Annotated in this window: 11 protein-coding genes; 9 read left to right on the top strand and 2 right to left on the bottom strand. The window is 40.3% G+C overall.

Annotated elements, in window-relative coordinates; all coding sequences use genetic code 11:
- The first annotated feature begins 458 nt into the window (after window positions 1-458).
- From JMN32_RS00790 to JMN32_RS00775, 5 genes are all read left to right on the top strand, one after another.
- Window positions 459-1,307: a transketolase gene (locus JMN32_RS00790; protein WP_202854365.1), complete on the top strand. Its 849-nt coding sequence runs from the start codon at window positions 459-461 to the stop codon at window positions 1,305-1,307.
- Between the two features lie 407 nt (window positions 1,308-1,714).
- Complete coding sequence (locus JMN32_RS27455) at window positions 1,715-1,840, top strand: hypothetical protein (protein ID WP_262896686.1); 126 nt, start codon at window positions 1,715-1,717, stop codon at window positions 1,838-1,840.
- A gap of 138 nt (window positions 1,841-1,978) precedes the next feature.
- Window positions 1,979-3,394 (top strand): vWA domain-containing protein, encoded by a 1,416-nt coding sequence (locus JMN32_RS00785; RefSeq protein ID WP_202854364.1) that lies wholly within the window; start codon window positions 1,979-1,981, stop codon window positions 3,392-3,394.
- Between the two features lie 112 nt (window positions 3,395-3,506).
- On the top strand, window positions 3,507-4,463 hold the full coding sequence (locus JMN32_RS00780; protein WP_202854363.1) for a transketolase family protein: 957 nt from the start codon (window positions 3,507-3,509) through the stop codon (window positions 4,461-4,463).
- A gap of 4 nt (window positions 4,464-4,467) precedes the next feature.
- A complete protein-coding gene (locus tag JMN32_RS00775; RefSeq protein ID WP_202854362.1) occupies window positions 4,468-4,836 on the top strand; it encodes a methylglyoxal synthase in 369 nt (122 codons plus the stop codon).
- On the opposite strand, the gene JMN32_RS00770 is transcribed toward JMN32_RS00775, so the two are convergent.
- Window positions 4,833-5,516 (bottom strand): NUDIX hydrolase, encoded by a 684-nt coding sequence (locus JMN32_RS00770; protein ID WP_317191744.1) that lies wholly within the window; start codon window positions 5,514-5,516, stop codon window positions 4,833-4,835. The genes JMN32_RS00775 and JMN32_RS00770 overlap by 4 nt on opposite strands.
- A 105-nt stretch (window positions 5,517-5,621) precedes the next feature.
- On the opposite strand from JMN32_RS00770, the gene pfkA reads away from it, so the two are divergent.
- From pfkA to JMN32_RS00750, 4 genes are read left to right on the top strand one after another with little or no spacing between them, the layout of a single operon-like run.
- Window positions 5,622-6,596, top strand: coding sequence for a 6-phosphofructokinase (gene pfkA, locus JMN32_RS00765; RefSeq protein WP_202854360.1), 975 nt, complete (start codon window positions 5,622-5,624; stop codon window positions 6,594-6,596).
- A complete protein-coding gene (locus tag JMN32_RS00760) occupies window positions 6,593-7,450 on the top strand; it encodes a hypothetical protein (RefSeq protein WP_202854359.1) in 858 nt (285 codons plus the stop codon). Before pfkA ends, JMN32_RS00760 begins: the two co-directional genes overlap by 4 nt.
- Window positions 7,447-8,424 carry an ROK family protein gene (locus JMN32_RS00755; RefSeq protein ID WP_202854358.1) on the top strand — a complete coding sequence of 326 codons (978 nt, stop codon included), beginning with the start codon at window positions 7,447-7,449 and terminating at the stop codon, window positions 8,422-8,424. Before JMN32_RS00760 ends, JMN32_RS00755 begins: the two co-directional genes overlap by 4 nt.
- Window positions 8,421-10,202: a glycoside hydrolase family 15 protein gene (locus tag JMN32_RS00750; RefSeq protein ID WP_202854357.1), complete on the top strand. Its 1,782-nt coding sequence runs from the start codon at window positions 8,421-8,423 to the stop codon at window positions 10,200-10,202. The genes JMN32_RS00755 and JMN32_RS00750 overlap by 4 nt, the downstream gene beginning before the upstream one ends.
- Here the strand turns inward: JMN32_RS00750 and JMN32_RS00745 are convergent.
- Window positions 10,189-12,390 carry a bifunctional alpha,alpha-trehalose-phosphate synthase (UDP-forming)/trehalose-phosphatase gene (locus JMN32_RS00745; RefSeq protein WP_202854356.1) on the bottom strand — a complete coding sequence of 734 codons (2,202 nt, stop codon included), beginning with the start codon at window positions 12,388-12,390 and terminating at the stop codon, window positions 10,189-10,191. The genes JMN32_RS00750 and JMN32_RS00745 overlap by 14 nt on opposite strands.
- Window positions 12,391-12,567 lie beyond the last annotated feature (177 nt).

Below are 12,567 nucleotides of genomic sequence, written 5' to 3'. Positions count from 1 at the left end.
TAAAAAGGCTGGCGATAGAATTTTCGCCAGCCTTTCTTTTGAGAGACTTTTGAGACAGCCTCTTTTTAATTTAATTTCAGGTATAACATGTTAATTACAAACGAATATCTTATTTCGTCACTAGCAGGTATACCAATTTATAGCTTAAAAAATAAAATCAGTTGGAATATAATTTAATCATTAGATCCAACTCATGTGAATAAACTCTTACCAACTTAGCCTGTATGTCTCTTAAATTCATCATAAAAAATTTGGTTACCTAGATTATATACAGCTCAAACATTAAAAGTAACTCCATTTTTATTTTTTTTGACAAAAGTTACACAAAAGCCACATTGTCAGCACATAATGCTTGCCATAGATTCTACTTAAAAAATATAATCCTGACAGATTAGGCCTGAAATTCAATAGGTTTCTTTAAATTCGCAACTTTAAAAATTTCACACAGCAGATCAGTTATGAACCAGCCCAACATTGAAGAATTAGAAAAAATTGCATCTCAAGTAAGAAGAGATATCCTTAGAATGGTACATGCAGTACAATCAGGCCACCCTGGTGGTTCTTTAGGGTGTACCGAATACTTTGTAGCTATGTATTTTCATATTATGAAGCATAGCAGTGACTTCAACTCTGATGGTATTGGTGAAGATCTGTTCTTTCTATCAAATGGCCATATTTCTCCTGTATGGTACAGTACCTTGGCAAGAAGCGGATATTTTGATGTTTCTGAACTTGCCACTTTCAGAAAGCTGGACAGTAGGTTACAGGGACACCCTGCTACTGAAGAAGGACTCCCCGGTATTCGTGTTGCCTCAGGATCTCTCGGACAAGGGCTGTCTGTAGCTATTGGAGCAGCGCAAGCTAAGAAACTGAACGATGACAACCACCACGTTTATGTACTCATGGGTGACGGCGAACAGCAAGAAGGACAGGTTTGGGAAGCTGCAATGTATGCAGCACACAATAAGGTAGACAATATCATTGCCACTATAGATTACAATGGGCAGCAAATTGATGGCCCTCTTAAAGAAGTTCTTGATCTACAAGATCTAAAAGCCAAGTGGGAAGCTTTTGGCTGGCATGTCATTGAAAGTTATGGCAATGACATGGAGTCTCTGATTGTTAAAATAAAAGAGGCCCGTTCATTAACAGGAAAAGGAAAACCAGTATTGAACCTTATGACTACAGAAATGGGGCATGGGGTTGACTTTATGATGGGCACGCACAAATGGCATGGGGTTGCTCCTAACGATGAACAACTGAAGCAAGCGCTGGCTCAGCTTGAAGAAACATTTAAGGACTACTAAACTAAATAACTTCTATATGAAAGGATCTTGACCGCCAAGATCCTTTTTTATTAATTTCATGGTAGCCTGAATTATTAAATTATTCTACCGTCCGCAAAACTATTCTCTTTCAGACGCCTCTTTTGGGTTCTGGAAAGTAACCACATATCTCTTGCCATGAATGTGCTGAATCACTACAATGGAATATTTGATACCCTATTTAATAATGGCTCTCGAAAAAAGGTCAGACAGAAATAGCCTATCAATGCCGTTACTTCTGTCTGACTCATTTCATTAATGATTTTAAAGAATTTTCAGGATACAAGCCTACCTTTTCCAGTAATACTGAAAGAACCAATGCCGCAATTTTCCAGTTTTCTTCAACCCTGAACACCAACCTTTGTAACCTGATCTAAAAATTACACATAATGAAATTGGTTTATATTAAAGATGCAGATACTGGATTTTTCAGGGCTCTTCAACACGGCACTAAAGAGTTACTTAAAGCAGAGCATAAGATTACCGATATAATCGTGGTTACCAAGTTCACTTAGCAACCAATGGTACGCGAATGGTTTTGCATGACATTAATTTAGCAAAAACAGCCTAGTCTGGATTGAGACGTAGTGCGATGTTAAACATAAGCGGAAATATCAGCGTTTTATTATTCTACCAATATGTGAATAAATTTAATGTTTGGATGTCTATACAATAAACAAGTTGCAAAAAAAGTACTGCATATCATATTACTACTGGTCTTACTGGCATACATTGCCCGTGCTCAGGAGGTGCAGCAAAAGCTGCCTGACAAAACCAGGATATTATTCTTGCTGGATGGATCAGGTAGCATGTTAGCTGGTTGGGGAAGAACTAACAGAATAACAGCAGCAAAAGAACTGCTTGGTAGCCTTGTAGACTCTCTAAAAACCAATCCAAACCTCGAATTGGCTCTGAGAGCTTATGGTCACCTGTACCGAAGGTCTAGCCAAAATTGTAAAGATACAAGGCTGGAGGTCGGTTTTGGAAAAGGCAATCACAACCTAATCATCAACAAGCTTAACGCAATTTCTCCTAAAGGTACTACTCCCATCGCTTATTCGCTTGAACAGACAGCGAATGATTTCCCCTTAGTAGCTGGCTGCCGGAATATCGTAATTATCATTACTGACGGCATAGAGTCATGCGATGGAGATCCATGTGAAGTATCTCTTGCTTTGCAGAAAAAAGGCATCTTTTTAAAGCCATTTATTATAGGTATCGGAATGGGACAGGATTATAGGAAGCAGTTTAAATGTATCGGCGAGTATTATGACGCAAAAGACATCAGTTCTTTTCAGCGAGCGCTTTCAAAAGCCGTAAGCACCAGTCTTGATAAAACTACCGCAAGTATTGAATTGCTGGACATTAACAGACAACCTCGTGAGACTAATGTAAACGTATCTTTTATCAACAATTTCACTAAGGAACCTGCATTTGATTTTGTTCATTATCGTGACATTCAAGGGCGTCCGGACTCAGTGCAGCTTGATCCTGTACTAACCTATGATGTCGTAGTCAATACTTTACCACCTGTAATTAAAAGGAATGTAAACTTGACCCCCGGAAAACACAATATTATTACTATTTCGTCACCTCAGGGAAAACTAGCTATAAAACAAAAGTCAGCATCAACATATACAAATAGCGTAAGGGCTATCATTAAAGAAAACGGTAAACCCACCACTGTGAATGTTCATGACATAAACTCCCTACACACATACCTTGTTGGGAAATATGATATTGAAGTGCTAACAACACCCAGAAGGCATTTCAGAAACGTAGAAGTTAATCAAGATCAGACTACCACACTTACTCTCCCCGAGCCTGGCCTCTTAAACCTATACAACAGCGCGCCAGGGTATGGCAGTATTTATGAAATCGATGAATCAGGACGCCAGAAGTGGGTATATGACCTGGCTCATAACCAATCAAAAGTGAGCTTAGCATTACAACCAGGAACCTATAAAATAGTATTTAGAGTCGATAAAGCCCCTGGCAGTAAATATACCGCAACAAAAATGGTAACCATTCAACCTGGAAGATCCGCAGTGGTAAAAGTCTTTAACTGAGTCTTACCTGAATGGTATCAAGTAATTACAAAACATTTTTACTAATTTTAAAAGTAAACTCTTAAATTTGGGCTTCTAAAAAATTGATCACTTTATTAAATCATACCCAGCAGTGGCTAAATTTACATTTTCAGAAAAAAAAGATACGCGTTCAGGCTTCGGAGACGGCTTATTGGAAGCAGGTAAAAAAAATGACAAAGTTGTAGGCCTTTGTGCTGACCTTACAGGGTCTTTAAAAATGGGTGCCTTCAAAGAAGAGTTTCCTGAGAGATTCTTTCAAGTCGGTATCGCAGAAGCTAATATGATTGGATTGGCAGCTGGTATGACTATCGGAGGTAAAATCCCTTTTACAGGTACTTTTGCCAACTTTTCTACCGGAAGGGTTTATGATCAAATTAGGCAATCTGTAGCATACTCGGACAAAAACGTTAAAATATGTGCTTCTCATGCGGGCCTAACACTTGGAGAAGACGGTGCTACACATCAGATATTGGAAGATGTAGGCATGATGAAAATGTTACCTAATATGGCGGTAATTGTTCCTTGCGATTACAATCAAACCAAAGCAGCTACCATAGCTATTGCAGAGTATGAAGGACCTGTTTACCTGAGATTTGGAAGACCAAAGTGGCCTGTATTCACTCCCGCAGATGAAAAGTTTGAAATTGGCAAAGCCATAAAAATGGTAGAAGGTACAGATGTCACCATTTTTGCTAATGGACACATGGTATGGCAGGCTATTCAAGCTGAAGAAATATTAGCGGAGAAAGGTATAAGTGCGGAAATAATCAATATTCATACTATTAAGCCATTGGATACTCAGGCAATAATTGAATCTGTTAAGAAAACTGGTTGTGCTGTAACAGCCGAGGAGCACCAGATTAGCGGAGGTTTAGGAGAAAGTGTAGCGAGCACATTAACAGCAAATCACCCGGCACCAGTTGAAATGGTCGCTGTTCAGGACTCATTCGGAGAAAGTGGGACCCCTGAAGAGTTGCTGGAAAAATATGGGCTTGGTCCTAACCACATTGTTGAAGCGGCCTTAAAAGTAATTTCAAGAAAGAAATAAATTTATGCGCATAGCCATTATAGCACATGATGGTAAAAAGCCCGAAATGGTGGCTTTTCTACTAAAAAACAAAAACAAATTAAAACAAGTTGAGCTATTTGCCACCGGTACAACCGGTGGCCATGTAGCCAATGCAGGATTGGAAGTTACCAAATTGTTATCAGGCCCAATAGGGGGCGATGCTCAGATCGCTTCAATGGCAGCAACCAAAGAGCTCGACATGGTAATATTCTTCAGGGATCCGCTGGGCAAACATCCTCATGAACCAGACGTTCAAATGTTGCTGCGCATTTGCGATGTACACAACATTCCTTTGGCCACCAACCCAGCAACTGCCGAGTTGATGTTGAATGGCTCATCACGCATTGCCTAAAACCAGAATTTGTCCTTGATCCGCATATAGCGTTTGCGGTCAAACTCGTAATACTGCGCAGGTTTATGTGGCACCCCCTGCTCCTTCTCATTTAGCGGTTTTAGCAGTTTAGCACTCAAAAATTTCTTCCTAAAGTTTCTCTTATCAATACTGTGATTCAGTACCGCCTCATAAAGCTTTTGCAACTGCCTTAATGTGAATTTCTTAGGCAGAAGTTCAAAACCTATTAGTGGATCATACTTCAAGCTTAACCTCAATTGTTCCAAGGCCTTATCCACAATTTTGTTATGATCGAATGCCAGCTTCGCAAAATCATAAACCGGCTCCCACCGTACATCTCTGGCAAATGAAGCTGCTTTGGGTGAAAAATTCTGCAGGTTAACCAGTGAGTAATATGCAATAGTTATAACACGCGCAGAGGGCTCTTCTCTCACATTTCTCAACCATTGCACATCCTGCAGGCCCTTTATCCTATCCGGGTCTCCAAAAGCCTGCAATTGCTTCAAATAAATATCAGACAATCCCGTTAGCTCATATAGCACACGATTTGCCGAATCATCGAGCGTTTCATCGTCACGTATTAAATCTCCTGGCAACGCTGAAACACCCCCGCCCTGTTCACGTTCTATAATAAGTACGTTAAGCCGGACTCCATCAAATCCGAATATCACACAGTCCACAGACACATGTGGGTTAAAATTATTAGCTATTTTCCTTGTCAATTTCCTATTGCCTAAGTGTATCTTTTACACTAACTTTGATTTGTCAAATATAAAAAAATATTAATGAGCACTGAAATAAAAAAAATCGCGGTCTTTACTTCCGGTGGAGATGCTCCCGGAATGAACGCGGCCATTCGGGCCGTAGTTAGAGCCAGTATATACTACGACAAAGAGGTTTTTGCTGTATATAGAGGCTATGAGGGCATGATCGATAATGACATTGTTCCTCTTGATGCAAGATCAGTAGGTAATATTATTCAACGAGGTGGAACAATCTTAAAGTCTGCCCGAAGCAAGGAGTTCAGAACTCCTGAAGGTCGAAAGCAAGCATACGACAACCTCAGGGCAAGAGGTATAGATGCTCTAGTCGGTATAGGAGGAGACGGCACTTTTACCGGACTCCATAAATTCTACGAAGAATTTAAAATGCCCGTAATCTGTATTCCTGGCACTATTGACAATGACCTTCCTGGCACCGACTATACTATTGGGTACGACACTGCCACGAACACTGCCGTAGAGGCTATAGATAAGATACGTGATACAGCACTATCCCATAACAGGCTCTTTTTTATTGAAGTTATGGGGCGTGATTCAGGTTATATTGCGATCAACAGCGGTATTGCCGGAGGAGCAATTGCTGCAATTATTCCTGAAGAAAAAATGACAACCGATGAGCTAATAGCTACATTGGACAAAAGTGACAAGCGTTCAAGTCTTGTGATCGTCGCAGAGGGAGGAAAAAGTGGCAGTGCTATAGAAATAGCTAAACAAGTCAATGAAAAGTTTAGTTATTATGATACAAAAGTAACTATATTAGGTCACTTACAGCGTGGAGGTTCACCATCCTACTTTGACAGGGTGTTGGCTAGCAAGATGGGGATAGCTGCTATTGAAGGATTGATCCAGGGAAAAACGGATGTGATGGTTGGCGTTCGGGACAAAACAATGGTCTACAACGATTTCGTCACTACTATGAATAAAGACCGTGAGATTGAACCAGAATTATTAAGAATAGCTAAAATCTTGTCTATATGATATTAATCGGTATTAGCGGTTCTACAAAATGCGATTGGCGACTTGTAGAAGACGCGAAAATTTTGAAACAGGTAAGCACAGGGGGTATCAACCCATTCTTCCATAGTGAGGAAAAAATTGCAGAAACCATTAAGTCTGCAGGTGAACTTGCCAACCACTTTAACGCTATAGAAGTAGCCTTTATTTACAGTGCCGGATGCGGCAGCAAAAGTCTTCAATCCATCGTAAAAAGAGCTTTATCCAAAGTCATCCCAAAAGCTCACCATTATGTTAACCATGATATTGTAGCTTCTGCTCTTGCCACCTACGAAGGTGTACCCAACATTTCATGCATTTTGGGTACAGGGTCTAATTCATGCTATTTTGATGGGGACATTGTAAGACAGGAAACTCCTGCACTTGATTACATCCTCGGAGATCAGGGCGGCGGATCCTATTACGGAAAGAAACTGTTAAACGCCTATCTCTACAAGAAACTTCCTTCGGACCTGCATGATACCTTTTCAGCAAAGTATAACCTTACAAAAGATGAAATACTTGAAAATGTATATATGAAGCCATATGCCAATGTCTACCTGGCCTCATTCATGAAATTCATAGAAGAACATAAAGAACATGAATATTTTCAAAGCATGCTCCAAAAAGGCATGAGTGAGTTCATGGATCTCTATATCACCCCTTTCAGCAAGCATCAAACCATAAAAACCCACTTCACAGGTGCCATTTCATATATCTTTCAGGACATTCTCAAGCCTGTAGCTGAACAAAAAGGAATCCTCGTCGGACAAATAATTAAAGAACCTATTGATGACCTGGTACAATACCACATCAAAAAACACTATCAAAAATCATGAAGGAAGTTACAGTAGGCATTGATATAGGTGGAACAAACACCAAATTTGGTATTGTTGATGATGCGGGCACAGTACTTTACCAAAGTAAATTACCGACGCAGAAACATGCTGATTTCAAAGACTATATCCAGGAATTAGATAGTGCGATAAAACATGGGTTAGAGCAAACTTCCAGTGATCTGCAAATTACAGGGATAGGTGTCGGAGCTCCTAATGCTAATTTTTACCGCGGAACGATAGAACATGCCCCGAACCTGGTTTGGAAAGGTATTATTCCTATTGTAGATATCATGCAAAAAGATTTTAACGTTCCTGTTATTATAACCAATGATGCAAATGCTGCAGCCATGGGTGAAATGATCTATGGGAATGCAAAAAGCATGAAGGATTTCATAGTCATCACACTGGGTACTGGCTTAGGATCCGGCATCGTAGCCAATGGAGAACTTATCTATGGTTTTGATGGCTTCGCCGCCGAACTGGGACATGTAACCGTTAACCCCAATGGCAGAAACTGTGGTTGTGGCAAAGTTGGTTGTCTTGAAACTTATGTGTCAGCTACTGGAATAAAAAGAACAGTGTATAAACTACTGGCTGATCATATTGAAGAAAGTGAGTTACGAGGCATTAGCTTTCATGACCTGTCTACTAAAATGATCACTGAATCTGCTGAACGAGGTGATTCTGTAGCAAAAGCAGCCTTCGAATATACAGGTAAAATCCTTGGTTCCAAATTGGCTGACAGTGTAGCTCACACAAATCCGGAAGCTATATTTATTTTCGGAGGGCTATCACTGGCTGGTGACTTGATCTTCGCCCCTACCCGCAAGCACCTTGAAGCCAACCTCATGCCCATATATAAAAATAAAGTGAAAGTATTACCCTCTGGATTGCAAAACCAAAGTGCCCCTATTTTAGGTGCCAGCAGCCTTGTGGTAGACCATTTAAACAAAAAATCTTCAGTTAATATATGAGTAAACACACCTACGATTATGGCTTGATTGGCAACTGTTCTTATCAGGCACATATTCATAAAGACACCACTATCGAATGGATGTGCTGGCCACGGTTTGATAGCAGTTTCATTTTCGGTAAAATGCTTGATAATGATAAAGGGGGAGGATTTTCAATACTACCTTCGGGGGAAATTAAGGAAAGCAAACAATATTACCTGGAAAACACAAATATCCTGTGTACTGAGATAACTTCTGAAGAGGGAAGATACAGGGTAACGGACTTCGCCCCCCGTTTCCATCAATATGATCGGTATTTCAAACCTCTGATGTTAATCAGAAAGGTGGAGCCATTGGAAGGCAGACCGCGTGTTAAAGTTTCATGCGAGCCTGTGGGTGATTATGGCAACCTTAAACCTATGCAATATGAAGCAAGTAATCATATTGAATACCTAGGGTTGGCTAAAGAGCTTAGGCTGACAACTAATTTCTCATTATCTTATATAGTTCAGGACAATTATATTGTACTCAACGAAACTAAATACCTCGCGCTTACTTATGGAGCTCCACTGGAAGCCCCTCTGGTTAGTACCTGCGAAACTTTTCTGGATCGTACTAAAAGGTACTGGCGTGGATGGGTCAAAAACCTTAGTGTAAGTAATTTTCACCAGGCGGATATTAATAGATCTGCTTTGGTGTTAAAAATCCACCAATATGAAGATACCGGTGCCATAATTGCAGCCGGTACCACCAGTTTACCTGAAGCACCTGGCAGTGGTAGGAACTGGGATTACCGTTATTGCTGGATGCGCGATGCCTATTACACCCTTACAGCATTTAATAACATTGGCCACTTTGAAGAGCTGGAAAGGTATTTTAATTACATCGTCAATATATCGGTTAAGTCACGAGAAAGGTTTCAACCTCTTTATGGTATAACCGGACATGAAATGTTAACCGAGCAAACGCTTGACCTTAAAGGATACTTGGGCAATCAACCTGTTAGGGTTGGTAACCAAGCTTACACTCACGTCCAGAATGACGTTTACGGGCAAATTCTGGCTGCATTACTCCCATTATATGTCGACCGCCGCTTTATCAATGTGGAACGTTCGGATTCTTTGCATCTGGTGTATGACATCCTGAAGCAAATTGACCAACTTATGAATGAACCCGATGCTGGACTTTGGGAATTCCGGACTTTAAGTCAATATCATTGCTACACTTACCTTTTCCACTGGACAGGTGCAAAAGCTGCCTTTAAGATAGGTAAGATGTTTGGCGATGAAAAAATAGTCCGATTAGCAGAAAAACTTGTCAAGGAATCAACTGAAAAGATCGAAGCTTGTTTTGATGCATCCAGAGGGGTATACACTCAGGCTATCGGATCTAAAAACCTGGATGCCAGTAACCTTCAACTAATCATGATGGGTTACCTAGAAAATGGCTCTGAGGCTACTCAAAAGCACCTAAAAGCACTTGAAGCCGAGTTAAAATCTAGTGAAGGCTTATTTTATCGTTATAAACATGCAGATGATTTCGGGGAACCAGAAACCACATTCCTTATCTGTGCTTTCTGGCATGTAGAGGCTCTAACTTGTGCTGGACGTATTGACGAAGCCATAAAAGCCTTTGAAAATCTCTTAACCTATGGCAATCACCTTGGCCTATTGAGTGAAGATGTTGATGCTAAGACCGGCAGCCAATGGGGAAATTTCCCCCAGGCTTACAGTCATGTAGGGCTAGTTAACGCTGCTTACAGAATAAGCAGAAAACTGGATAAACCTAACTTTTTATAGGGGTCTTAGCTGGTGCGACCATTTTTTCAAGCAGGTTTCTTACTGCAAGATGGTCGCGCACGCTAAACCTCGCAGCTGAACGTAAATCTCCAACTTTTACAGTGTATGCATGCTTTGGCATAGCTTTAAAAGTATCCTCATCTGTCCAGTCATCACCGATGGCCATAACAAAATCTGCCTTGCTATTTTCCAACCACCTCACACTTGCTTTCCCTTTATTTACTTCAAGATTCTTAATTTCTACAACCTTATTTCCTTCCAGCACCTGAAGATTCATATTGACTGACAAGTATTTCAAATGGCTGATAATTTCTCTTGCTCTGAGTTCTCCCAAACCAGTCTCCACCTTACGATAGTGCCATACTAGTGAAAAATCTTTCTCTTCGATAAAAGATCGTGGTGTTTTATCACAATACATCTCTAGTATAGGCCTGATCTCGTCTTTCCAGGAACCATCAAGAGCCCCTATGGTCTTCCAGTCCTCACCTCTCATGCGTATCCACACACCATGCTCTCCTACAAACTCCACATCAAATTGTCCTAACCAGTTCTGGAGCGTATTTTTATCCCGGCCACTAATAATAATAACATGCGTATTATCCATAGCCGTCAGTGTCTCAATAATATCAAGTAACTGTTGATCTGGCTTTGCCTTTTGCGGATCACTGTTAAATGGAACAAGTGTACCATCATAATCCAGAAATAGCAACCTTTCCTTACTTCCTTCAAAATCCTGTAACAGTTTTGCCTTCATAGATGAATCCATCACTTTGGTTGCCATCTTTTTTTGATTGTCTTTAACAAGTGTTAACCTGTCAAGAAACAGTTTTACCCAATGATGAATATTGAATTTTTTCAGGGTATCCTGCATGTAACTCATATGTACTTCCTGCTCTTCTTCCTGCATGGTCAGGGCCTCATATATGGCATCAACCACTTGATGCTTATCATTGGGGTTAACTATGATAGCCTCTGAAAGTTCCTTAGAAGCTCCTGCCATTTCACTCAAAATTAACACACCATGCTTGTCCAGTTTACTAGCAATGTATTCCTTACACACTAGATTCATGCCGTCACGCATCGGAGTGACCAAAGCCACATTGGCCATTCGGTAGAAGGCTGACAGGTCCTCCAATGGAAATGATCTGTAGAAATAATGTATTGGCGTCCAGTTCATTGAACCATATTTTCCATTGATTCTTCCCACTAAAAGGTCAACCTCTTCTTTTAAGTTCTTGTATTTTTCAACATTATCCCGCGATGGAACTACAATCATCAACAGAGAAACTTTCCCCTGATATTCTGGATGCTTATTTAGAAATATATCAAAAATCTGCAGACGTGCCGGTATTCCTTTAGAGTAGTCCAAGCGATCAATGGACAGCATTAATTTCTGATCTCCAAGTGATGTTCTGAATTTCACTTCACGACTGAGTGTAGCCGGAGACGCTGCTGATGCTGCGTACTTATCATAATCAATACCAATGGGAAATGAATCAACAGCAATTGTCCTACGGTCACGCATAATCTGTCCATGGTTATTACCAATAAAGTTGATCCTGCTGACTGAACTCAGGAAGTGACGCATATCATCATAGGTATGAAAACCAATAAGATCAGAGCCTAGTACCCCATCGAGCAATTCCCTTCTCCATGGCAACAGACGAAATACCTCAAACGACGGAAACGGAATATGTAAGAAGAACCCGATACTGGCATCAGGAAGTTTTTGCCTGATCATATCTGGTAAAAGCATCAGTTGGTAGTCATGCACCCAAATAGTATCATCCGGGTTGGCTACCGCAACCACCTCATCGCAAAACTTCTGATTCACTTTCTGATACTCAAGCCAGTAAGATTTCTTATATAAAGCATATTCATTAAAATAATGGAATGTCGGCCATAAGGTTTCATTACTGAACCCCTCATAATAAAGCTTTATTTCATTTTCAGTCAGAAAGACAGGCCACATGTTCTCATCTTTTAGCCTAGCAGTAGCTTCCTTCTTATTATTCTCATCTTGAAAATATAGGCCCGGCCACCCTACCCATACGTTATCACCCACTTTATAAATAGAACCAAGCCCTGTGGCCAAACCACCTTCACTGGGTTTATATTGTAATTCTCCTTGATCATTTTTTTGTACTTTAACCGGAAGTCTATTGGAAACTATTATTGTTCTTGCCATGCCTTGAATATACCAAATGAAATTGTAACGAGAAAAGAGTTAAAGCCAAACTATGATCAATTTAACAAGCAAACGCCCCTTTACTTTAAAGGTTTACAATGATTGGAGCAAAATCGCAAACGATTACAATAAGCTTAAAAGGAGATTTTTACTTAATAATAAGCCAGATAAAAACGT

It is taken from the genome of Fulvivirga marina (genome assembly GCF_016775155.1).
Classification (GTDB): Bacteria; Bacteroidota; Bacteroidia; order Cytophagales; family Cyclobacteriaceae; genus Fulvivirga; species Fulvivirga marina.
This window is presented reverse-complemented; position numbering and strand designations above follow the sequence as displayed.

Excerpts from the sequence above, each read along its gene's own strand:
- JMN32_RS00755 (WP_202854358.1), top strand. The coding sequence starts at position 7,447 with ATGAAGGAAGTTACAGTAGGCATTGATATAGGTGGAACAAACACCAAA.
- JMN32_RS00790 (WP_202854365.1), top strand. The coding sequence starts at position 459 with ATGAACCAGCCCAACATTGAAGAATTAGAAAAAATTGCATCTCAAGTA.
- JMN32_RS00760 (WP_202854359.1), top strand. The coding sequence starts at position 6,593 with ATGATATTAATCGGTATTAGCGGTTCTACAAAATGCGATTGGCGACTT.
- JMN32_RS00745 (WP_202854356.1), bottom strand. The coding sequence starts at position 12,390 with ATGGCAAGAACAATAATAGTTTCCAATAGACTTCCGGTTAAAGTACAA.
- JMN32_RS00785 (WP_202854364.1), top strand. The coding sequence starts at position 1,979 with ATGTTTGGATGTCTATACAATAAACAAGTTGCAAAAAAAGTACTGCAT.
- JMN32_RS27455 (WP_262896686.1), top strand. The coding sequence starts at position 1,715 with ATGAAATTGGTTTATATTAAAGATGCAGATACTGGATTTTTCAGGGCT.
- pfkA (WP_202854360.1), top strand. The coding sequence starts at position 5,622 with ATGAGCACTGAAATAAAAAAAATCGCGGTCTTTACTTCCGGTGGAGAT.
- JMN32_RS00750 (WP_202854357.1), top strand. The coding sequence starts at position 8,421 with ATGAGTAAACACACCTACGATTATGGCTTGATTGGCAACTGTTCTTAT.
- JMN32_RS00775 (WP_202854362.1), top strand. The coding sequence starts at position 4,468 with ATGCGCATAGCCATTATAGCACATGATGGTAAAAAGCCCGAAATGGTG.